This is a genomic window from Streptomyces sp. NPDC041968 (genome assembly GCF_055589025.1).
This window is the reverse complement of sequence record NZ_JBVJCB010000001.1, coordinates 668,703-690,563: the sequence shown is the minus strand read 5'-3', so window position 1 is coordinate 690,563 and position 21,861 is coordinate 668,703. Positions and strand designations below refer to the sequence as shown.

The window sequence follows — 21,861 nt, the reverse complement described above, 5'->3', positions numbered from 1 at the left end:
CCCGGCGGCTACTCCACCTCGGCCACCGCCTGCGCGAACTGCGCCCGGTACAGCCGCGCATACGCCCCGTCCGTCGCGAGCAGGTCGGCGTGCGCCCCCTGCTCCACGATCGCCCCGTCCTCCATCACCAGGATGGTGTCCGCGTCCCGGATGGTCGACAGCCGGTGCGCGATCACGAACGAGGTCCGTCCGTGCGCCAGCTTGGCCATCGCCTTCTGGATCAACACCTCGGTCCGGGTGTCCACGGACGACGTCGCCTCGTCCAGGACCAGGATCACCGGGTCGGACAGGAAGGCCCGGGCGATGGTGATCAGCTGCTTCTCGCCGGCGCTCACCCCCGTGCCCTCGTCGTCGAGGACGGTGTCGTAGCCGTCGGGCAGCGTCCGTACGAACCGGTCGGCGTGCGCGGCCCGCGCCGCCTCCTCGATCTCCCCGCGGGTGACCTCCCGGGACGCCCCGTAGGCGATGTTCTCCGCGATGGTGCCGCCGAACAGCCAGGTGTCCTGGAGCACCATGCCGATACCGGACCGCAGCTCGTCCCGGGACATCGCCGCGATGTCCACACCGTCCAGGGTGATCCGCCCGCCGGACACCTCGTAGAACCGCATCAGCAGGTTCACGAGGGTCGTCTTCCCGGCGCCCGTGGGACCGACGATGGCGACCGTCTGCCCCGGCTCCACCTTCAGCGACAGGTCCTCGATCAGCGGCTTCGCGGGGTCGTAGCGGAACGACACCCGCTCCAGCGCCACCCGCCCGCGCAGCTCCTCGGGCCGAGCGCCCGCGATCGGGTCCGCCGACTGCTCCTCGGCGTCCAGCAGCTCGAAGATCCGCTCCGCCGACGCCACGCCCGACTGCACCAGGTTCGCCATCGAGGCGACCTGCGTCAGCGGCATCGAGAACTGCCGGGAGTACTGGATGAAGGCCTGCACGTCACCGATGGACAGCGAACCGGAGGCGACCCGCAGACCGCCGACCACCGCGACGAGCACGTAGTTCAGGTTGGACAGGAACACCATCAGGGGCTGCATGATCCCGCTGTTGAACTGCGCCCTGAACCCGGCCTCGTACAGCGCCTCGTTCTGCTCGGCGAACTGCCGCGCCGACTCCTCCTGGCGTCCGAACACCTTCACCAGCGCGTGCCCGGTGTACATCTCCTCGATGTGCGCGTTGAGCCGGCCCGTCGAGCGCCACTGCTGCACGAACTGCGGCTGCGACCGCTTGCCCACCCGGGTGGCCACCACGAAGGACAGCGGCACGGTCACCAGCGCCACCAGCGCCAGGATCCAGGAGACCCAGAACATCATCGCCAGCACGCCGATGATGGTCAGCAACGAGTTGATCAGCTGGCCCATCGACTGCTGGAGCGTCTGCCCGACGTTGTCGATGTCGTTGGTGGCGCGGGAGAGCACCTCGCCGCGCTGCCGCTCGTCGAAGTACGACAGCGGCAGCCGGGACAGCTTCGTCTGCACGTCCTCGCGCAGCCGGAACACCGTGCGGTTGACCGCCCGGTTCACCAGCCGGGTGGCCACCGCCATCAGCAGCCCCGCCACGCCGAACACCGCGAGGGCCAGCAGCAGCACCTCGCCCACGGCGGCGAAGTCGATGCCCCGGCCCGGCGTGAAGTCCGTGCTGCGGAGCATGTCCGCGACGTTGCCGTCCCCGCGCTCCCGCATCGATGCCAGGACCTGCTCCTTCGTGGCCCCGGACGGCATGTCCCGCCCCACGACGCCCGCGAAGACCAGGTCGGTGGCGCGGCCGAGGATCTTCGGCCCGGCCACGCTGAGGCCGACGCTCACCACCAGGCAGGCCAGCAGCGCCCAGAGCGTCGCCCGCTCCGGCCGGAACCGGGCGACGAGCCGTCTGCCGGACCCCTTGAAGTCCATCGAACGCTGGTCCGGGCCGCCCCCGGCCATCATGCGCCCCGCAGGCCCCGCCATCAGGCAGCCTCCGCTTCCGTCAGCTGGGAGAGCACGATCTCCCGGTAGGTCTCGTTGTCCGCCATCAGTTCGTGGTGCCGGCCCGCGCCGACCACCCGCCCCTCGTCCAGCACGATGATCCGGTCCGCCTCCCGGATGGTCGCCACCCGCTGCGCCACGATCACCACCGTCGCCCCGGCCGTCTCCCGGCCCAGCCCGGCACGGAGCGCGGCGTCGGTGGCGTAGTCGAGGGCGGAGAAGGAGTCGTCGAAGAGGTAGATCTCCGGACGCTGCACGAGGGTGCGCGCGATGGCGAGCCGCTGCCGCTGGCCACCCGACACGTTCGTGCCGCCCTGCGCGATCGGCGCCTCGAGCCCGCCCTCCAGACCGGAGACGAACTCCCGGGCCTGCGCCACCTCCAGCGCGTGCCACAGCTCCTCGTCCGTGGCGTCCGGATTGCCGTAGCGCAGGTTGCTCGCGACCGTGCCCGCGAAGAGGTACGGCTTCTGCGGGACCAGCCCCACCACCCTGGCCAGCACCTTCGGGTCGACGGTCCGCACGTCCACCCCGTCGACCAGCACCTCGCCCTCGGTGGCGTCGAAGAGCCGGGGGACCAGCCCCAGCAGCGTGGACTTGCCGCTGCCGGTCGAGCCGATGACGGCGGTGGTCTCGCCCGGCCGGGCCACCAGCTCGATGTTCCTGAGCACCGGCTCCTCGGCCCCCGGGTAGCGGAAGCCGGCGCCGCGCAGCTCCAGGTGGCCGTGCCGGCGCAGCTCGGTGACCGGCGCCAGCGGCGGGACCACGCTGCTCTCGGTCTCCAGGACCTCCTGGATGCGCTCGGCGCACACCTCCGCGCGCGGCACCATCATGAACATGAAGGTGGCCATCATCACGGACATGACGATCTGCATCAGGTAGGCGAGGAACGCGGTCAGGTCGCCGATCTGCATCCCGCCGCTCTCGATCCGGTGGGCGCCGAACCACACCACCGCGACGGACGACAGGTTCACCACCGTCATGACCACCGGGAACATCAGCGCGAGCAGGTTGCCGGTGCCCAGCGCCACGTCCGTGAGGTCCGTGTTGGCCTTGCGGAAGCGCCGCTGCTCGTACTCGTCCCGCACGAAGGCGCGGATGACGCGGTTGCCGGTGATCTGCTCGCGCAGCACCCGGTTCACCGTGTCCAGCCGCTCCTGCATGGCACGGAACAGCGGCCGCAGCCGCCGCACGATCAGCGTGACGCAGACCGCCAGCACCGGCACGACCGCCACCAGCACCCCGGACAGCGGCACGTCCAGGCCGAGCGCCATCACGATGCCGCCGACGCACATGATGGGCGCCGACACCATCAGGGTGAACGTCATCAGGGCCAGCATCTGGACCTGCTGCACGTCGTTGGTCGTCCGGGTGATCAGCGAGGGCGCGCCGAAGTCGCCCAGCTCGCGGGCCGAGAAGGACTGCACCCGGTCGAAGACCGCGCCCCGCACGTCCCGGCCGAGCGCGGCGGCGGTGCGGGCGCCGTAGTAGACCGCCCCGACGTTGCACACCACCTGGGCCAGCGAGATGCCGATCATCAGGGCGCCGTAGCTCAGGATGTAGCCGGAGTCACCCTTGACGACGCCGTCGTCGATGATGTCCGCGTTCAGGGTCGGCAGGTACAGGGAGGCGCAGGTCTGCAGGAACTGCAGCGCCACCAGCAGGGCGATGGGTTTCCGGTAGGGCCTGAGGTAGGTCCGCAGGAGTCGTATGAGCACGCTGGGTCTCTCGGGGTCGGCGACGGGGACGGTGGTTGCCCCTGGCCCCTATCGTCGGACACCCCACCCGCGTTACCTCAACCGATTAACCCAAGAGCGCGCCAAGTTCCGGCCTACGAGCGGTGAGCGCACCGCGCCTCAGCCGCGCAGCGCGCCCGGATGCGTCTGCTCCCGCACCGACACGAACTGCTGACGCACCGCCTGTCCCACCGCCAGCTCCTCGCCCGGCTCCAGCACCTGCGCGACCGCGCCCTGCCAGACGGGCGGAGTACGCGGGTCCAGCGTGCCCCGGGAGACGCCCAGGGCCCACGCCGCCTGCCGGGCCGAGCCGATCGCGGCGTAGTCGGCCGGCTGCGGCACCACGACCTGCGTCCCGAACAGCGCCGGTGCCGCCGCCTGCACGGCCGGCAGCTCGGCCGCCGCGCCCAGCAGGAAGACCCGGCGCACGTCCACGCCACGGCCGCGCAGCACGTCGAGGGCGTCGGCGAGACCGCACAGCATCCCCTCGAACGCGGCCCGCGCCAGGTGCTCGGGCCGCATCGACTCGCGCCTGAGGCCGGCCAGCGTGCCGGCGGTGTGCGGCAGGTTCGGCGTCCGCTCGCCCTCCAGGTAGGGCAGCAGCACCAGCCCGTGCGCGCCCGGCGTCGACTTCATCGCCAGCTCGGACAGGCTCTCCAGGTCCGGGACGCCGAGCAGCTCGGCGGCGCCCCGCAGGGTCCGTACGGCGTTCAGGGTGGTGACGACCGGCAGGTGCATGCCCGTGGCGTCGGCCAGGGCGGTGATCATCCCGGACTGGTCGACGAGCGGTTCGGTGTGCACGGCCATCACGGACCCGGACGCGCCCAGCGACACCACCGCGTCACCGAGGCCGATCCCGAGCCCGAAGGCGGCGGCCTGCGTCTCGCCGGTCCCTGCGGAGATCAGCAGCCCCTCCGGTGTCGTACCGGCCGCGTCGGCCGGGCCGATCACCTCCGGCAGCATCGCCTGGTGCCCGAGGGCCAGCTCGACCAGGTCCGGCCGGTACCCGCCGGTCGCCGCCGACCAGTACCCGGTGCCGGAGGCCCCGCCCCGGTCGGTGGTCCGGCGGGCCGGCCGGCCGAGCAGCTGCCACACCAGCCAGTCGTGGGCCTGCATCAGTACGGCGGTGCGGGCGGCGGCCTCGGGCTCGGTACGGGCCAGCCAGCGCAGCTTGGTCACCGGCTGTGCGGCCTGCGGCACCGAACCCACGGACTGGGCCCAGGCCTCGCGTCCGCCGAGGGCGTCGATCAGGTCGGCCGCCGCCACCTGGGAGCGCTTGTCGCCGCCCACCATGGCGGGGCGCACGGTGTTGCCCTGTGAGTCGAGCGGCACGACCGAGTTCGCCTGCGCGGAGACGCCGATGGCCTGCACGCCCTCCAGCAGGCCGCCGCCGGCGGCCTCCCCGAGGGACAGCAGCCAGGCCTGCGGATCGACGTCCGCGGGACGGCCACCGCCCTCGGGGCTCTCCACCGGATGAGGGGCGTAGCCCTGCCGCAGCACGGCCCCCGTGTCCGAATCGCAGACGACGATACGAGTGAAATCGGGCGAACTGTCCAACCCGGCGACTATCCCCATGTGCGAAATTCTGCCGCACCGGGAGAGCCGCCCGTACCCGGTGGGGGCACGGGACCCACCGGGAGCACCCGCCTCAGGTGTTGCTGGTGCCCCAGTCGTCCGCGGCGCTGCCGTTGGAGTTGCGGTCCCGCAGCGAGCGGACCCGCTGGGCCACCGAGTCGGGCATCCGGTCCCCGACCTTGTCGCTGACCACGTGGTACGCCTTGTCGGCGAAGTGCCTGCCCTGCTGGGCGGCGGTCTCGGCGGTGTTGCGCACGGCGGGGTTCTGCGCGACCTGGCGGGCGGACTTGCGCAACTGCTCGTAACGCTCCCGTCCGGCCTTCGTGCCCAGCACGTATCCCACCGCGAGTCCGACGACGAACGTGAGCCGGTAACGCATGGCGGTCACCCTTCCTTTGACTGGCTCCGAGGCGCCGGGGAGTACCGATTGGCGGAGCACCCCCCTGCTTGCGCTAATGTATGTGTCGCAGCGAGCGCGCGCCTTCTGGCGAATACCCAGGCAGGCACGTTCGATGCAACGAGGCATTCCTCCGTAGCTCAATTGGCAGAGCAGCCGGCTGTTAACCGGCAGGTTACTGGTTCGAGTCCAGTCGGGGGAGCTCGGTCCTCCGTAGCTCAATTGGCAGAGCAGCCGGCTGTTAACCGGCAGGTTACTGGTTCGAGTCCAGTCGGGGGAGCAGATGAACGAGGACCCCTTCCGGGGTCCTTTTTCATGTCCGGGAACCGCGCGGCACGCTGCGGAGTCCTCAAGGTCATGAAGGCGTCGCGGTAGCCGACCATCCGAGGCAGGAGATCGTATGAGCGGCTATGCTGCGGCAGACGGCGCGCACACGTGTACGCGACACGCCGTTATGGGGCGGTAGCTCAGCCGGTTAGAGCAGCGGACTCATAATCCGTCGGCCGTGGGTTCGAGTCCCACCCGCCCCACTTCGCGCCACCTCTGCAGAAACCTTCTGGCCGGTGGCGCCGCCGGTTCACCGGCCTTTCGCGTCGCCCGGGTCGACGGTGTCCTCGACGCCGTCCTCGTCGTCGCGCTCGCCCTCCGCCTGGGAGGGAGTGGTGTGGGGCGGGTCCGGGGTGTCCCGCTCGTCGTCGCGTTCGCCCTCCGCCTGGGACGGGGTCTGCTCGCTCATCATGCGCCTCCTGGTGCGTACGGGGTCGTCCGGCCGGACCCGGGTACCCCCGTGGGCGCGGTCTCAGCGTCCGAGCCGGCCCAGGGCCGTCCGCAGGGCCGAGCGCACCTCCGCCGGCGGCGCCGGGCCGTCGCTCTCCGCGCTGGCGGTGACCGCCGCGGCCACCGTGCGCAGCTTGGTGTTGGAGAGCTGGGAGGCCTCCCGCAGGATGTGCCACGCCTCGTCCGACGTACAGGCGTGCAGCGCCATGAGCACCCCCCGCGCCTGGTCGATGACCGGGCGGGAGGCGATCGCCCGGCGCAGTTGCGCCACCTCCTCCTGGAGGACGCGCAGCCGCTCCGAGCGCTCCGCCGCCACAGCCGAGGGCGCCGGGGCCGACTCGGGTCCCGGCTGCCGGCCGGCCGGCAGCCCGGCCGTCGGCGCCGACGGGTGCCCGGCGGTGCGCGGGCGGTCGGTGCGCAGGGGGTCGGCGGGGTCGAGTCCGGCCAGCTCCAGGATGCGCAGCGGCTGACCGCGCCAGTTCGCGGTCGTCACCGGCACCGCCTGCCGGCGGCCGTGGCCGCCGAGGATGTCCAGGAACTCCAGGCCCGCCGTGTCCATGAACACCACACCGGCCATGTCCACTTCGACCCGCTCGATGTCCGCCGGCAGGGTCGCCAGGGCCTCGGCCAGGATGTCCGCGCACCCGTGGACGAGTTCTCCCCTCGGCAGGAGCACCGCCCGACCGGTCTCCACCCGGCCGTCGATGACCAGGGTGGCCGGCTGCCCCGCCAGACGTGGTGGTGCCGCTGGGGTCATGTCACCGCCTTGTCCGTCCTCGTCGATCTTCTGACAGACGTCGCAACGTCACGCAGCCCCCGTGGGCCGTCCGTTCCGACGGCGCTGTCGGTGCGCCTGCCCGCCGTCCGGCGCGGTACACCCTCCGCCGGGGCATGAGGGGCCCATCGACGGGCAAAGGCGCCACCGCGGATCGCGCCCGGCTCCCGCCGTGCTCACAGCGAGGCCCCCCACCTGAACGTCGTCCCCTCGACGCCGTGGCCGTCGGCCCCGCCGTCGGCGGAGACGGTCAGCCGTACTTCGCCCCGGCCGTCCCCTCCGGCGGTGGTCGCCTCGACGGTGACCTCGATCCGGGAGACGCCCGGCCGGCCGGCCGCGTCGGCCAGTGCCTGGCGCAGGGCGGTGAGCAGGCGGTCCGCGACCGGGTCCGGCACGCGGGTGTCGACGGTGCCCGCGAAGTGCGTGGACGGCGGGAAACCGAGGACGGCGGCGGCGGACCCGGTCTCGCGCAGGACCCGGCCGCGCAGGCCGGTCGGCGGGTCGGCCGGGGGCTGCTGCAACGCGAAGATCGTCGTACGGACCTCCTGGACGGTGGACCGCAGCTCGTCCACCGCCCGGTCGAGGACGTCACCGACCTCCTCGGCGCCGGGGCGCCGCCGGGTGGACTCCAGCATCATGCCGGTGGCGAACAGCCGCTGCACCACCAGGTCGTGCAGGTCCCGGGCGATCCGGTCCCGGTCCTCGTAGACCGCGAGACGCTCCCGGCCGCGCCGGGCGTCGGCGAGGACGAGGGCGAGCGCGGCCTGGGAGGCGAACTGGGTCGCGAGCAGCCGCTCGACGGCCGTGTACGGCCGCGCGCCGCGACGGCGGGGCAGGGCGAGGGTGCCGATCAGCCGGCCGCTCGCCCGCAGGGGCAGCATCATGCTCGGCCCGAACCGGTGCCGTACGTGCGTCGTCATGCGGGGATCGGTCGCCGAGTCCGTGACGAACACCGGTTCGCCGCCCAGCAGCTGCTCCAGGACGGGACTGCCCGGCGCGATGGTCGCGCCGACGATGCCGTCCGGGTCGTCGGACGTGGAGGCCGTCACGATCTCCATGCCGCCCTCGGCGGTCGGCTGGAGGATCACGCCCGCACTGGCGTCGGCCAGCATCCGGGCCCGTTCGGCGACCGTCGTCAGCGCGTCGTCGGCGCTCTCCTCGGTGAGCAGCGCGGTGGTGACGGCCGCCGCGCCCTCGATCCAGCGCTCGCGCTGCCGGGCCGTCTCGTACAGCCGGGCGTTGCCGATCGCGATGCCGGCCTGCGCGGCCAGGACCCGCAGCACCTGCTCGTCCTCGGCCGTGAACGGGTCACCGCCGGCCCGTCCGGCCAGGCGCAGCTCGCCGAACTCCTCGCCCCCCACGTGGATCGGGACCCGCAGCGGCGGCGCCGGCTCCGGTGCGCCGTCCCGGCCCGGGGCGCGGATCGCGGTGAGGCCGTCCCGGCCCGGATCGGTGGTGACCAGGGTCGCGGAGGCGCCGGTCAGCTCGGCGGCGCCGTCCACGAGGTGCTGGAGGGTGCCGCGCAGATCGAGGTCGGCGCCGATCCCCAGGACCACCTCCAGGAGGCGGGTCGACCGGGGCGCGGACTGGGCGCTCATGCCGTCCGGCTTCCTCGCTCTCGCGGATCGCCGCGGACCCGCCGGTGCCACCGGCTTCCGCGGCCGTTTCGGCGGGGGGTCAGTCGGTCGACACCGGGGTCAGCGACAGCGGCTCGACGCGGCCCTCCAGCATGGTGCCGAGGCCCTGCACCGCGCACACGTCCGGCCGCTCCGCGATGTGCACCGGCATGCCCGTGGCCTGCCGGAGCATCTGGTCGAAGCCGGGGAGCAGGGCGCTGCCGCCCACCATCATGATCCCGCGGTCGGCGAGGTCCGCGACCAGGTCCGGCGGGCAGTCCCGCAGCACCTTGCCGATCCCGTCGAGCACGCCCGTCAGCGGCGTCTGGATGGCGTTGCGCACGGTGGCGGTGTCGACCAGCACACTGCGCGCCAGCCCGGTCGCCACGTCCCGTCCGTGGATCTCGGTGGACGCCGGCCCCTGCGGGGTCAGCCCGTTGCCGGACAGGGCGAGCTGGAGCGGGCGTACGGACTGGCTGGGCAGCACCAGCTCGTGCTGGTGGCGCAGGAGCTGCACGATCGCGTGGTCGACGGCCTCACCGCCGACCGGGATGCGCGCGGCGGTCACGATCGAGCCGAGGGAGAGCACCGCGACCTGCGTGGCGTGCGCCCCGCACACCATGATCATGGTCGCCTCGGGCTGCTCCACCGGCAGTCCGCAGCCGACCGCCGCGGCGATCAGCGTGTCGACGAGTTCCACCCGGCGGGCCCCGAGCCCCACCAGGGTCTCGATCGCCGCCCGCTGGGCCAGCGGATCCGCGTCGTGCGGGGTGCAGGCGGCGGCGCGCAGCCGGGGCTTGCGGCGCAGGGCGCGGCGGATCTTGTCACCGAGCAGGTGCCGCAGCATGCGCTGGGCCATCTCGATGTCGACGACCGTGCCCCCGGACACCGGCCGCACCACGCGGATGTAGCCGGGGGTGCGTCCGGTCATCTTCTCCGCGAACTCGCCGACCGCGATGAGCGCGCCGGTGCGGGTGTTGACCGCGGCGGCGGACGGCTGGTCCACGACCAGCCCGACACCCTTCACGTACACGCGGGTCCGCGCCGCGCCCAGGTCGACGGCGAAGTGGCAGCGGCGCAGCTGCTCCAGACTGGCGGTACTGGCGGTCATGGCAGATCCTCCCGAGAGCGCGGACCGGAGGGCCGCCCGGCGGCCGGCCTCCTAGGCATCGTGTGCTGGGCCCGGGGCGGGCGCCTTCTGGAGGGGGCCGGGCGGGGGGCCGCTGAACGGGGGGTGCGGGCGGTCCGGCCGGGCGGTGCGCCCCCGAAGGGGCGTGCGCTCAGGTGTCCTCCACGGCGGTGAGCAGCGGACGCAGGTCCGTCACGAGGAAGACGCCGTCGTCCGCCGCGCGCAGGTCCCGCCGGACCCGCTCGCCGCGCCAGTACCCGATGAACGGCATGCCGGCCGCGCGGGCGGCGGACTGTTCGGCGGTGGAGGAGCCGACCAGCACGCACGCGCCGGGCGCGACGTCGAACCGCTCCAGGGCCCGGTGCAGGACGTCCGGGTCGGGCATGAGGCGGGTCAGGTCGGCGTCGCGGCCGTGGACGCCGCCCGGCAGAGCGTCCAGCAGGCCCCGCCGCCGCAGATGGGCGGTGACGGGGCCGGGGGCCCGGTCGGTCACCACGGCCACGGGCACCCCGCGGACGTGCAGGGTCCGGACCAGCCGGTCGGCGAGCGGGGTGGGCCGCGCGGTGCGCGCCGCCCGCGCCTCGTGCCGGTCGAGCCGCAGCCGCACGTCACCGGCGAGCCGGTGCCCGGCGAGCGCCCGGACGAAGTCGAGGGTGCCGGCGTACCCCTGCGACGTGACGCGGGGCAGCGGCACCCCGGCCAGCGCGTCCCCGGGATCGCGCTCCTCGACCAGGAGCCGGGCGATGTCCAGCATCACCTCCCGTTCCGCGGCGGGCCGGTAGAGCCGGGCCAGTACGTCGTCGAAGCCGAGGAGGACGCAGCGGGCGCCGGCGACCAGGTCCGCGGCGGAGGCCGGGCGGCGCGCCCGGGCACGGCTCGGGGCGCCGGAACCGGCCCCCTCGACCAGGTGGTACCAGCCCGTGCCGTCGTCCAGCGGCCGGAACAGGTCCGGGGGGAACGCGGGGCCGTCCTGCCCCTCCTCGTCCACCTCGTCGTAGTAGAACGCGTCCGAGACGGCGACGACGGCCGGGGCACCGGAGGCCCCCCACACGGCGTCGACCGACTCGGGGTCGGCGCGGAAGACCTGCTCCTCGCCGTTGCCGTCCACCGAGAACTCCACCTGCCAGAACTCGGCCCGCAGCCGCGGACCCCCCGCGCGCGCCGGCTGCCCCGGGAGCCCCTCCAGGGTGGCCCTGAGCAGGCCGGCGGCCGCCGTCCGCGGCTCCAGCAGCACGAGGACGCCGTCGGGGCCGTCGTGGATCTCGTAGGCGGCGGTTTCGAGCCCGCTGTCCGTCAGCAGACGGGTGACCACGCGTCGCAGGGCGGCGCGCGCCTCGTCGTCGAGGGTGCCGCCGACGAGCGTGTAGCGGGCGCAGTCGCGGTAGTCGGTGTCGAAGCCGGCGTCGTCGTCCTCGTCGAGGTCCGCCGCCGCGACCGCCGCCAGGGTCTCCGTCCGCTCCAGGGCGTCCCCGGGGCCCAGCCCCGCATCGGAAGGGGGCCCGTCCCCCCACGGCGCGCTCCCGGCGAGCGCCTCGGCCGTCTCCGCCTCCTCCTCGGTCGGGCCCTCCCGCTCCCCCGACAGGGGCGTCCACAGGTCGTCCTCCGTGAGGAAGGGGCCCTCCGGCAGCTCGTCCGGCGCGGAGACGGCGCCGTCCGACGCGGACGGGGCCTCGTACGCCTGCCACGGGGCGTCGTCCACCGGGCCGGCGTGCTCCTCGCGCAGCTCCCGGCCCAGCGCCGTCAGGGCCGGGCTCCGCCCCCCGGTCAGCTCGTACTCCTCGTACACCTCCAGGGCCTCCTCGCCCCGCCCCTGGCGACGCAGCGCGATCATGTACAGGCGCCGGAAGTCCTCGCGGTGCGGATGGGCGCTCAGCAGGCCCGCCAGGTCGGTGGCGGCCCGGTCGTACGCACCGAGGGACAGGTCGAGTTCGGCGCGCTTGGTGTACAGCGCGAGGCGCAGCCGGGTGAGGCGGGTGCGGGCGGTGCGGGCGGCGGGCCCGGGCACGTCGGCGAGGGGCTCGGTGCCCTCCCAGAGGGCCAGCGCCCCCGTGACATGGGCGCGGGACTCGGTGAGCGCGCCCGACAGCCGCGCCGCGTCGGCGCGCCGTACCAACTCGTCGCAGTGCACCACGTCCACGTCGTCGGCGCTGGTGTGCAGGGCGTACCCGTGGGCGGACGTCGCCAGGACGCCGGGGCCCAGCGCGTCCGCCAGGCGCGTCGCCAGCCGGGTCAGCTCGCCCCTCGGGTCGCGCGGCTCGTCGCCCGGGTCCCACAACCCCCACCTCAGCTCCTCGTGGGTCACCGTGCGGCCGTGCTTGAGCAGCAGCATGGCCAGCAGCGCGCGGACCTCCGGCGCCAGCGCGGGCGTGCCGTGCGGGAGGTCGACCCGCAGGGGGCCGAGGGCGTGGTAGCGGCGCGGCGCGTACGCCTCGCCCGCCAGGGCCGGCAGGTGCGGGTCGGCGAGCAGCCCCAGGCCCCGGGCCCGGGTCGCCGACGAGGCGGACATCAGCTGGTCGAAGGCGTGCGCGTAGTGGATGCGCAGGGCGTCGGGCAGCCGGTCGAGGCGGCGGGAGTCGATCGGGACGGCCAGGTGCGAGGTCCCGGAGGTCAGCGTCAGCAGGACGTCGCACAGGGACCGCAGGTCCTCGGCGCGTCCGGCCGGGCCGGAGGTCCGTCCCGGGGCGAAGAGGCTGAGCCGGGCCGTGCCGTCCGGCAGCAGGACCACCTTGGACGCCTCCAGACCGCCGTGCGTGACGCCCGCCGCGTGCAGGGCGGCCAGCCCCCGTGCCAGCTGGGCGCCCACCGACACCGTCAGCGGCGGCGGCAGACGCCGGCCGGCCGACCGGGCGAGCGTGTTCAGCGCGATGCCGTCGAGGTGCTCCATGACGACGTACGGCACGTCGCCCTCGATGCCGCAGTCCAGGACGGTCACCACGTTCGGGTGCGCGATCTCCGTCAGGCGGCGGGCGTCCCGGAGGAACGCCTCGCGTGCCGCGGGGCCGTCCTTCGCGCCGTGCAGCCGGATCGTCACCGTCCGGTTCGTCTCGTTGTCCTCGGCCAGCCACATCCTCCCGGTCGGCGCCAGCCGCCGCACCGGCCGGTAGCGCGCGCCCAGCGCGGCGGGGAAGGGCGACGGGGCCGGGGGCCGCTCCCGCGCGGCCAGTTGCCGGGCGCTCTCCTGGCTGATGGCCGCGAACGCCTGCTTGCCGTCGGCCCGTTCGGTGCCGTCCCGGTCGGGGATCAGCGCGCGGAACTCGCCGGGAGCCCGCCCCGCCCGCTCGTCGATCAGCCCGCCGGTGCGCAGCAGCAGGTCGTGGGTGCGGTTGCGGGCGGTGCGGGGCAGCCCGCGCAGGAGCAGATCGCGCACGCCGGGACGGAACGCGTAGGAGCCGGGCGGCCCGGCGACCGTGGTGAGCAGGCCGCTGAGGATCACCTCGGCCAGGTGCTGGGGCAGCGGGTGCGGTTCGACGGCCGCCTGCACCAACCGCATCACCGGCAGGTCCGGACGCCCGAGCGCCAGATGGCCGGCCAGCCGGAAGGCCGGCGGGGACGCGCTCGCGCGAAAGCGCAGGACCAGCTCCTCGGCGGACAGGCGCCCGACGTCGGTGCGGTCGTCGGCGTCGGCCGGCAAGGGGCGGTGCAGCGCGGCGGCGGCCGCCGGGTACGCCGTGCCGCCCGGACCGGCGACCAGCGCGGCCCAGTTGGCCAGCCATTCGGGCCCCGGTTCCAGGACGGGAACGTGCACCGCCGTCCCGGGCGCCCGGGGGGCGGTGCCGTCGTACGGCGTGAAGGTGAGCGACGCGCTGGGCGCGGCCCGGTGCGGCGCCGACAGCCGGCCCGGGACCGGGGGCAGGGCGGTGTCCCGCCACAACTGCTCCGGCAGCGGCTGGAGTACGGCCAGGGGTGTCCGGCGCGCCCAGCGGCGCAGCGTGTCGAACCAGCGGGTCCCGGCCGGGCCCTCGCGCCACTGCGGTCCCATGCAGTCGCTGATCAGCAGGGTGACCGTACGGCCGTCGGAGGGCGTGTCGGCGCCGCCGCCGCGGACGCTGCCGTCGGGGTCGGCCCGGTGCAGGGCGACCGTGCGGAAGACGCCCGACTGGACCAGGGCGGCGTGCAGTTCGCGCACGAGGGGCTGCCAGACGGGCATCGTGGGGCCCGCGTCGGCCACCAGGTCCAGCCGCAGCCAGCGCTCCCGCACGGGGCGCAGCACCGGCAGCCACCACCGGGGGCCGGCGCCGAGCCGGGCGAGGCGGTCGGCGGTCGCCGCCTCGTCCACCTCGTGGCCGACCGGCGCGTCGGTGCGGCGCTTGAGCGGACGCAGGGCGCGTTGCAGGGCCAGGGGGTGGCGCAGCATGGGCGGAGCGGGCGCCAGCAGGGCGCGGTGCGGTTCGGCCGCCGAGGTCCCGGGGGCGGGTGCCGGGGCGGGCAGGCGCAGCGGGGTGCGGAGGGTGTCGGGCACGGGGGCCGGTTCGGCCGGCCGGCCGGGCCGGGGCGCGCGGTCCTGCCGCCGCCGCTGGTCCTGCTCCGGCGCCGTCCGGGGCGCGGGCGGGGTCGGCCCGGGGGCTCGCGCCTCCTCCCCCGGGAGTGGCGCGTCCGTCCCGGCGGGGCCCATCTGCCCGGCCAGCCAGAGGACTTCGGCCAGCTCCAGCGGGGTCGGGCGCGCGTCCGGGTCCGTCCGGCCGAGGATGTCGGCCAGGCGGGGCAGGGGCGCCGGGGACCCGGGACGGTCGGCGGGCATCAGAACGCGTCGGGCTGCGCCGAGCGGCCCAGGTACGGCATGAGCTGCTCCGCCAGCTCGTCCAGGGAGTCGGCGCCCAGACCGGAGGAACGGGCCAGGTAGATCGCGTTGAGGAGCTGGTCCGTGGCCAGTTCACCGCTGCCCACCCGGGACAGGAACCGGTCGATCAGCCGCTGCGCGTACGCGTCGGGCTGGCCCAGGTGGGCGCGGACGATCTCGGTGAGGTGGTCGTCGTCCGGTTGCCGCAGGCGCAGCGAGACGCAGCGGCGCAGGAAGGCGGGCGGGAACTCGCGTTCGCCGTTGCTGGTGAGGACGACGAAGGGGAAGGCCCGGCAGCGGACCCGGCCCCGCTCGACCGGCACCCGCTGGTCGGTGCCGTCGATCAGCACCTCGGCCCGTCCGCCGGGGGTGTCCCGGGAGGCCCGGACGAGTTCGGGGATCTCGTACTGGCCCTCCTCCAGGACGTGCAGCAGGTCGTTCGGCAGGTCGAGGTCGCTCTTGTCGATCTCGTCGATGAGCAGGGCGCGCGGGCGGGCGTAGGGGAGGAGGGCGGTGCCGAGCGGTCCGAGGCGCAGGTGGTTCTCGATGCCGGCCCCGGCCGCCGGTTCGTCGGGCCGTTCCGCCGCCTGGTGCGCCGCGTACAGGCGGGAGAGCGGGTCGTACGCGTAGAGGCCGTCGTGGAGGGTGCTGCGGCTGGTGATGTTCCACCGGAGGACCGGGCCGAGCCGCAGTTCCCGGGCGACGGCGTAGGCGAGCGACGACTTCCCGGTGCCGGGAGGGCCGGTGACCAGCAGCGGGCGCCGCAGGTACAGGGCCGCGTTGACCAGCTGCACCGTGTCCTCGGTGGCCTGGTAGGTGGCGGCGCGGTGGACCCGGTCGGGCGAGGCGGCCGGGGTGTCGCCGTCCGGGTCCGGCGGGTCGAGCACGGGGTGGCCGTCGAAGGCCCGCCAGGGCGGGGGAGGGGGCAGCTGCGCGATGCCGTCGTGCGGGACCGGCGCGCCGGTGTAGACGGGCCACAGGGGCATGGTTCTTCACTCCGAGCGATCGGTGCGGTGGGGCTTCGGCGGGCGGTGCGGTGGGTGGTACGGCGGCGGGGTGTCCGGTGCGGTGTGGGGCTGGACGGTGGTGGGCCGTTTCCGGGTGGCGCGGGCGGTGGCGGGCGGTCAGCCGACGGGCGAGTGCAGCAGGGCCGTGGGCTCGGCGAAGCAGCGGGGGTCGTCCCACAGGAGCTGGAGGTCCCTGGCCCAGTGCCCGTCCGGGTCCTCGGCCGCGTCCGCCGTCTCGCGCAGCTCCATGACCAGGCGGGGGAGTTCGGACGGTGGTACGCCCGCCACGGAGACGGCCAGCTCGTCGAGGAAGGCCGTTCCGGAGCAGGGACCGTCGTGCCCGTCACCGGGGCACCCGGCGCGCGGCCACAGCAGTACGGGGACGGGAACGTGCAGACCGACCTCGAAGTGTTCGCGCGCCACCCCGGGCGGGGTGGCGAAGCCGGCCAGCTCGGCGTCGTCCCGCAGCCGCTTGCGCAGTCCGGCCGGCCGCTCGCGGGCCCCGCAGTCGACGCGGTGCAGTGTCCCGCCGGGGCTGACGCCGAGCTTGCGCCACTTCTTGCGCAGCTGGTGGCGGAGGCGTCCGCTGCGGTGGCGGTTGCGGTCGGTCACCACCAGCGGGTAGGCGCAGCCCAGGGGCGTGGGGTCGTCCTCGCTGCACGCCCAGTGCGCCACCGGCTCGTTCAGCCACTCGCGCGGCAGCACGAAGGTGAGCAGCTCCTCGGCGCCCGGGTCGAGCTGGGCGAACGCCTCGTCGATGCGCTCCTGCACGAAGGAGCGCACCGCGCCGCGGGCCAGCCGGCGTGCGCCCACGGGGCGGCGCTGCCCGTCCCGGTAGGCGGACACCTCGACGGTGACCTGGTCGGCGCCGGCACCGCTGTGGTCGATCTCCACGACGATGGGCGACCAGGTCGCCGGGCGCGGCGGCGGGGCGTGCAGCAGCGCCTCCAGCCGGTCGGTGAACCGGGCCACCGCGTCCGGCTCGGGCACCTCCCACTGCACGTAGGCGGCGGCCTCCCGCAGCGAGGCGAACCCGCCTTCCGGGGGCGGCGGCGCGAAGGCGTCCATCGCGGAGACGTAGAGCCGCTCGGGGTCGCAGGTCAGGCCGGTCTCCTCGGCCCGGCGCACCAGCGCGTACAGGCGCCTGCGCGCGTCCGCCCGGTGCCCGGGCGTGGGTACCAGCTCGCCCAGCTCAGGCCAGTAGCGGGCCATGACCTCGACGGGCAGCATCCGGCCGACGCGGACGTCCTTGGCGCCGGCGACCGCCGAGACCATGCCGACGACCGTGCCGTCGGCCAGGGTCGCCGCCGCGCCGCTGAACCCGGCGGCCAGCGGCTGCCCGTGCCCCGTGAGCGCCTCCAGCTGCACCCACTCGTCCGAGATGAGCGGGCCGGGCAGGGCCCGGTAGGAGGCGAGCATGCCCTCGTCGTACCCCTTCGGAAAGCCGTAGGCGACCAGTTCGGGGACGGGCGCGGTCCGCTCCGCGCCGGGGCGGGCGAAGGCGGCGGGGCTGAGCGGCACCTCGCGGTCCAGCTCCAGCACGGCCAGGTCGCCCACGTCGGCGGCGCCACCCCGCCAGCCGCCGTGCACGGCGACCGTGGCGGACAGCTCGCCCAGCTCCCGGCGGCCCGGGAAGGAGACGGTGACCTCCGCGTCCCCGCTCCACCTGACGACATGGGCGCAGGTGAGCAGCCGACGGGCGGAGACCAGGAACCCCGCGCCGACCTCCTTGCCGCACGCGACGCGGGCGTGCCAGGCGGCACCGCTCATGACCGGCCGGCGGCGTCCGGGCCCAGCGGGCGGGTGGGCGACGGCTCCGGCGACCAGCTCAGCCGCACCACCAGGTGCCCCTCCGCCGAGCCCTTGGCGATGACCGCGCCGGCCTCCGCGCTCAGCTTGACGCCGAACTCCAGCTCCACCGAGTCGGGTCTGAGCGAGCCGTCGCGGAAGACCCGCAACGCGGACGCGGCGGCGGCCCGCACACCGTCCAGGGAGTCCTCGAAGGTGCGCGCCGCCCGAGCCGGTCCGTCGCCGCGTGAGACCAGCCGTGCGCCGTCCTCGTCCTCGACGCCCTCGACGACCACGTGCACGCCGTCCTCGGTCCTGAACTCGACCAACCCGTCCATGGCGCCGCTCGCTCCCCGTGTCCGTCCGTACCTGTGCGGAATGCCATTGTGACGGACGGTACTTGGGCGTGTCCCGCGGTCCCCGGCCGGTCCGGACCCGGACTGGCGGAAACCCGCCAGGGCGCCATTCCGCCACGTCCGGTCAACTCGTCCGTCCCGCACACCCCCTGAGACTGCTCGCAGCACTCTACGACGACACGAAGAGAGACGTGGATGAGCAGAGGACCAGTCAGACGCGGGGCGACCCTCCTGTCGGCGGGGCTCGTGATCGCGCTGCTGCCGGCCGGGACGGCGGCGGCGCAGGACCCGCCCACGGGTACGGCAGGCACCCCGGCCGCTGCCGCCGCCGACACCGTCACCCTCGTCACCGGTGACCGGGTGACCGTGACCGAGCTGGGCGGCGGCCGGAAGACCGTCACCGTGGAGCGGCCCGAGGGAGCCACCGGGGCGGTGCACACCCGCAGTTCCGGCGGCCGGACCACGGTCGTACCCGACGAGGCGCTGCCGTACCTGCGCGACGGCAGCCTCGACGAACGGCTCTTCGACGTCGGGGAGCTGATCGAGCAGGGGCTCGGCGACTCGGCGACCGGTGAGCTGCCGCTGATCGTGACCTACGAGAAGGGCACCCGGGCGGCCACCCCGCGCGGCACCGAGCGGACCCGGGCGCTGCCCAGCGTGCGCGGGGCGGCCGTCGAGGCCGACAAGGGGCGGGACTTCTGGCGGGAATTCACCCGTCGGGGCGCCGGTATCGACGGAGTGTGGCTCGACGGACGGGTCACCGCCGCGATGGCCGAGTCCAACGCGCAGATCGGCACCCCCGAAGCCTGGCAGGCCGGACTGACCGGCAAGGGCGTCACCGTGGCCGTGCTGGACAGCGGCGTCGACGCGGGCCACCCCGACCTCGCCGGGCGGGTCGCGCAGAGCCGGAGCTTCATAGCCGGGGAGGAGGTAGCCGACCGGCACGGCCACGGTACGCACGTCGCCTCCACCGTCGGCGGCAGCGGCGCGGCCTCCGACGGCGCGGAGCGGGGCGTCGCGCCGGGCGCCACGCTCGCGGTCGGCAAGGTCCTCGACGACTCCGGCTCGGGCAGCGAGTCCGAGATCATCGCCGGCATGGAGTGGGCCGCCCGGGACGTGGACGCCGACATCGTCTCCATGAGCCTCGGCTCGACCGAGCCCAGCGACGGCACCGACCCGATGGCCGAGGCCGTGAACACCCTGTCCCGCGAGACCGGTGCCCTGTTCGTCATCGCGGCCGGGAACACCGGCGCCCCGTCCTCCGTCGGTTCGCCCGGCGCCGCGGACGCCGCGCTGACCGTGGGCGCTGTCGACTCCGCCGACGAAGCGGCCTACTTCACCAGCGCCGGACCGCGCCACGGCGACAACGCCCTGAAGCCCGACCTGTCCGCCCCCGGTGTCGACATCCTCGCCGCCCGCTCCCGGCTCAGCGAGGGCAGCGGCGACTACACGTCGATGAGCGGTACGTCGATGGCGACGCCGCACGTCGCCGGGGTCGCCGCCCTGCTCGCCGAGGAGCACCCCGACTGGTCCGGCGCGCGGCTCAAGGACGCGCTGATGTCCTCGTCGAAGCGGCTCGACGCCTCCGCCTACCACCTGGGCGCGGGCCGGGTCAGCGTGCCGGACGCGATCGGCGCCGCCGTCACGGCCACCGGCAGCGCGGACCTCGGCTTCTTCGCCTGGCCCTACGAGGGCAACGAGCCGGTCACGCGGACCGTCACCTACACCAACGACTCCGACTCCGCGGTCGAGTTGGCGCTGTCCGTGCAGGGTGCGCCGGAGGGCGTCGCCAGCCTCGCCGACACCGCCCTCACCGTGCCCGCGCACGGCACCGCCTCCACGACCGTCACCGGGGACGGCGCCAAGGCCCCGGTCGGGACGACGAGCGGCCGGATCGTCGCGACCGGCACGGACGGCACGGTCGTCGCGCACACCGCGTTCGGCATGGTCAAGGAGGAGGAGCGGTACGCGCTCACCGTGCACGTCAAGGACCGCGCCGGTGCGGCCACGCCGGCCGACCTGGTGGTCCAGAAGCTCGCCGAGGGCGTCGACCCCGTCCCCGCGCACGTCGGCGACTCGGGCACCCTGGAGCTGCGGCTGACACCGGGGACGTACAGCCTCACCACCTTCCTGGACGTGCGCGGCAGCCGCGGCGCCGACTCGCTCGGGCTCGGCTTTCTCGCGGCGCCCGAGGTCGTCGTCGACCGGGACCGCGAGATCACCCTCGACGGCAGGAAGCTGCGCGAGATCGGCGCCGACGTCGACCGGCGCACCGAGACGCGGCAACTGCTCATGGAGTACGACCGCAGCGGCGGCGGCTCCGACCTGTTCGGCGCGGTCCAGGTGCCCCTGACGTACGACAGCGTCTTCGCGGCGCCCACCGGCCGGAAGGTGACCGAGGGCGACTTCGAGTACCGGACCGTGTGGCGGCTGGGCAAGCCGCTGCTGGAGGTGAAGGGCGTCGGTGAGGCCACCGTCCAGTCGGGCGGCACCCTGATCGAGGGCCGCAGCCGGCTGCCGCTGGTCGACGTCGGGGACGGCCCCTTCCCCGGCGGTGTCCGGGGCAAGGCGGTCCTCGCCCGGCTCACCGAGGGCACCGGACCGGCCGGACTCGCCCAGGCCGCCCAGGACGCGGGCGTCAAGGCGCTGTTCGTGACCGACGACGCGCCCGGTCGGCTGATGCAGTGGTGGGGCACGGACGACAACGCCGACCGGCCGCTGCAGATCGCCACCGTCGGCGCGGCCGACGCGGAGCGGCTGCGGGACGCCGGGCGCGTCGACATGACCGGCACGCGCAACACGCCCTACACGTACGACCTCTCCGAAGGGCACCGCGGTGCCGTGCCCGACCGGGACCTCACCTACGAGCCCGGCCGCCGCGACCTCGCCGAGCTGCGGACCCGCTACCACGCGGCCGAGCCGGCGAGCGGCGGTGAGTTCCGTTACTCGATCACCGACGCCTTCCCCGTCGGGCTGGGCTTCCGGGAGCGGATCGACTACCCCGCCGAGCGCACCGAGTACGTGTCGACCGGACCCGGTCAGCTGTGGCACGAGTCCGTGACGGCCGCCGGCGACGCACTGGAGCAGCGGTCCGGGACCGTCCGGTACGAGGGCGGCTCGCGCGAGGAGCTGAACTGGTTCAAGCCCGTCTGGCACCCCTACCTCGGCACCGGGCTGGGCTGGGGCCAGCAGCGCGCGGGCGACCGGCTCCAGTTCAACGCCCCCGGGTGGGGCGACTCCGGCCCCGACCACACCGGCTTCGGCGACGTGTGGAGCGAGGGCAGCGGGATGTCGCAGACCACGTCGGTGTACCTGGACGGCGAACTGGTCGACCAGGGGCCGTCCTCCGCCGCCTACGTGCACGGCGCGCCGGCCGACGCGCGCACGTACCGGCTCGTCACCGACACCGCGCTCGACGCCGGACGCTGGAAGCTCGGCACCGAGGGGCACGCCGAGTGGACGTTCCGCTCGGCTGCCACGCCCGAGGACCGGTGGACCCACCTCCCGCTGATCAACCTCTCCTTCGACGTCGACACCGACCTCGCGGGCGAGGTGCGCGGCGGGAAGAAGGTGCGGATCGGGCTCGGCGCGGAGTACGTGGCGGGCGCCCCGGACACCGGGCGGCTCGGCGGCGGGAGGCTGGAGGCCTCCTACGACGGCGGGAAGTCCTGGCAGCGCGTGTCGCTGCGCGGCGGTGACGGGCCGGCGTCCTGGCAGGGGACGCTGAGCGTGCCCCGCCAGGCCGAGCACGTGTCCCTGCGGGCCTCGGCACGCGACGACCGGGGCGGCTCGGTCACGCAGGAGATCGTGCGGGCGGTGGCCGTGCGCTGACGCGGGCCGTTCGCCGGTACGCGGACGGCGCCGCCTCCCTGGGACGGGGAGGCGGCGCCGTCGTGTCTCTCGGACCGTCAGACCAGCCAGCCGACGAAGTGGACGAGGCCGGCGAGGACGTCGGTGAGAAGGTTCATGATCGTGC

At 74.8% G+C, this 21,861-nt stretch carries 13 protein-coding genes and 3 tRNA genes; 4 read left to right on the top strand and 12 right to left on the bottom strand.

The genetic code is table 11. From position 1 onward, the window contains the following. Positions 1 to 8 precede the first annotated feature (8 nt). The 4 genes from ACZ6EG_RS03180 to ACZ6EG_RS03165 all read right to left on the bottom strand — a co-directional run bounded on the left by ACZ6EG_RS03180 (position 9) and on the right by ACZ6EG_RS03165 (position 5,651). The gene (locus tag ACZ6EG_RS03180) at positions 9 to 1,937 is read right to left on the bottom strand and encodes an ABC transporter ATP-binding protein (protein WP_469601065.1); all 1,929 of its coding nucleotides are present in this window, start codon (positions 1,935 to 1,937) and stop codon (positions 9 to 11) included. Next, positions 1,937 to 3,670 (bottom strand): ABC transporter ATP-binding protein, encoded by a 1,734-nt coding sequence (locus tag ACZ6EG_RS03175; RefSeq protein WP_391967898.1) that lies wholly within the window; start codon positions 3,668 to 3,670, stop codon positions 1,937 to 1,939. Before ACZ6EG_RS03175 ends, ACZ6EG_RS03180 begins: the two co-directional genes overlap by 1 nt. Before the next feature lie 138 nt (positions 3,671 to 3,808). Further along, positions 3,809 to 5,263: a xylulokinase gene (locus ACZ6EG_RS03170; RefSeq protein WP_356603147.1), complete on the bottom strand. Its 1,455-nt coding sequence runs from the start codon at positions 5,261 to 5,263 to the stop codon at positions 3,809 to 3,811. 73 nt (positions 5,264 to 5,336) lie between these two features. Next, positions 5,337 to 5,651 carry a YtxH domain-containing protein gene (locus ACZ6EG_RS03165; protein WP_356603145.1) on the bottom strand — a complete coding sequence of 105 codons (315 nt, stop codon included), beginning with the start codon at positions 5,649 to 5,651 and terminating at the stop codon, positions 5,337 to 5,339. Positions 5,652 to 5,789: 138 nt separating this feature from the next. Between ACZ6EG_RS03165 and ACZ6EG_RS03160 the strand changes: the two genes are divergently transcribed. From ACZ6EG_RS03160 to ACZ6EG_RS03150, 3 genes are all read left to right on the top strand, one after another. Further along, positions 5,790 to 5,862: transfer RNA gene (locus ACZ6EG_RS03160), tRNA-Asn, on the top strand. Between the two features lie 5 nt (positions 5,863 to 5,867). Continuing rightward, positions 5,868 to 5,940, top strand: a tRNA-Asn gene (locus tag ACZ6EG_RS03155). Between the two features lie 176 nt (positions 5,941 to 6,116). Continuing rightward, positions 6,117 to 6,190: transfer RNA gene (locus ACZ6EG_RS03150), tRNA-Ile, on the top strand. A 47-nt stretch (positions 6,191 to 6,237) separates the two neighbouring features. Here ACZ6EG_RS03150 and ACZ6EG_RS03145 read toward each other — a convergent pair. From ACZ6EG_RS03145 to ACZ6EG_RS03110, 8 genes are all read right to left on the bottom strand, one after another. Next, entirely contained in the window at positions 6,238 to 6,396 is a 159-nt protein-coding gene (locus ACZ6EG_RS03145) for a hypothetical protein (protein WP_469601060.1), read from the bottom strand. Positions 6,397 to 6,459: 63 nt separating this feature from the next. Continuing rightward, complete coding sequence (locus ACZ6EG_RS03140; RefSeq protein ID WP_469601057.1) at positions 6,460 to 7,194, bottom strand: STAS domain-containing protein; 735 nt, start codon at positions 7,192 to 7,194, stop codon at positions 6,460 to 6,462. Positions 7,195 to 7,388: 194 nt separating this feature from the next. After that, positions 7,389 to 8,810 (bottom strand): GAF domain-containing sensor histidine kinase, encoded by a 1,422-nt coding sequence (locus tag ACZ6EG_RS03135; RefSeq protein WP_469601054.1) that lies wholly within the window; start codon positions 8,808 to 8,810, stop codon positions 7,389 to 7,391. A gap of 79 nt (positions 8,811 to 8,889) precedes the next feature. After that, positions 8,890 to 9,939 carry a rod shape-determining protein gene (locus tag ACZ6EG_RS03130; protein WP_356603137.1) on the bottom strand — a complete coding sequence of 350 codons (1,050 nt, stop codon included), beginning with the start codon at positions 9,937 to 9,939 and terminating at the stop codon, positions 8,890 to 8,892. Positions 9,940 to 10,108: 169 nt separating this feature from the next. After that, entirely contained in the window at positions 10,109 to 14,695 is a 4,587-nt protein-coding gene (locus ACZ6EG_RS03125) for an SAV_2336 N-terminal domain-related protein (protein ID WP_469601050.1), read from the bottom strand. Next, positions 14,695 to 15,720 carry an AAA family ATPase gene (locus ACZ6EG_RS03120; RefSeq protein ID WP_391967893.1) on the bottom strand — a complete coding sequence of 342 codons (1,026 nt, stop codon included), beginning with the start codon at positions 15,718 to 15,720 and terminating at the stop codon, positions 14,695 to 14,697. Before ACZ6EG_RS03120 ends, ACZ6EG_RS03125 begins: the two co-directional genes overlap by 1 nt. 138 nt (positions 15,721 to 15,858) lie before the next feature. Then, positions 15,859 to 17,511 (bottom strand): VMAP-C domain-containing protein, encoded by a 1,653-nt coding sequence (locus ACZ6EG_RS03115; RefSeq protein WP_469601045.1) that lies wholly within the window; start codon positions 17,509 to 17,511, stop codon positions 15,859 to 15,861. After that, entirely contained in the window at positions 17,508 to 17,867 is a 360-nt protein-coding gene (locus tag ACZ6EG_RS03110; protein ID WP_391967891.1) for a CU044_2847 family protein, read from the bottom strand. The genes ACZ6EG_RS03115 and ACZ6EG_RS03110 overlap by 4 nt, the downstream gene beginning before the upstream one ends. 213 nt (positions 17,868 to 18,080) lie before the next feature. On the opposite strand from ACZ6EG_RS03110, the gene ACZ6EG_RS03105 reads away from it, so the two are divergent. Then, a complete protein-coding gene (locus ACZ6EG_RS03105) occupies positions 18,081 to 21,716 on the top strand; it encodes a S8 family serine peptidase (RefSeq protein WP_469601042.1) in 3,636 nt (1,211 codons plus the stop codon). Positions 21,717 to 21,861: the final 145 nt, after the last annotated feature.

Coding starts and splice junctions, on each gene's coding strand:
- ACZ6EG_RS03180 (WP_469601065.1), bottom strand. CDS start 1,937: ATGGCGGGGCCTGCGGGGCGCATGATGGCCGGGGGCGGCCCGGACCAG.
- ACZ6EG_RS03170 (WP_356603147.1), bottom strand. CDS start 5,263: ATGGGGATAGTCGCCGGGTTGGACAGTTCGCCCGATTTCACTCGTATC.
- ACZ6EG_RS03145 (WP_469601060.1), bottom strand. CDS start 6,396: ATGAGCGAGCAGACCCCGTCCCAGGCGGAGGGCGAACGCGACGACGAG.
- ACZ6EG_RS03140 (WP_469601057.1), bottom strand. CDS start 7,194: ATGACCCCAGCGGCACCACCACGTCTGGCGGGGCAGCCGGCCACCCTG.
- ACZ6EG_RS03135 (WP_469601054.1), bottom strand. CDS start 8,810: ATGAGCGCCCAGTCCGCGCCCCGGTCGACCCGCCTCCTGGAGGTGGTC.
- ACZ6EG_RS03130 (WP_356603137.1), bottom strand. CDS start 9,939: ATGACCGCCAGTACCGCCAGTCTGGAGCAGCTGCGCCGCTGCCACTTC.
- ACZ6EG_RS03125 (WP_469601050.1), bottom strand. CDS start 14,695: ATGCCCGCCGACCGTCCCGGGTCCCCGGCGCCCCTGCCCCGCCTGGCC.
- ACZ6EG_RS03120 (WP_391967893.1), bottom strand. CDS start 15,720: ATGCCCCTGTGGCCCGTCTACACCGGCGCGCCGGTCCCGCACGACGGC.
- ACZ6EG_RS03115 (WP_469601045.1), bottom strand. CDS start 17,511: ATGAGCGGTGCCGCCTGGCACGCCCGCGTCGCGTGCGGCAAGGAGGTC.
- ACZ6EG_RS03110 (WP_391967891.1), bottom strand. CDS start 17,867: ATGGACGGGTTGGTCGAGTTCAGGACCGAGGACGGCGTGCACGTGGTC.
- ACZ6EG_RS03105 (WP_469601042.1), top strand. CDS start 18,081: ATGAGCAGAGGACCAGTCAGACGCGGGGCGACCCTCCTGTCGGCGGGG.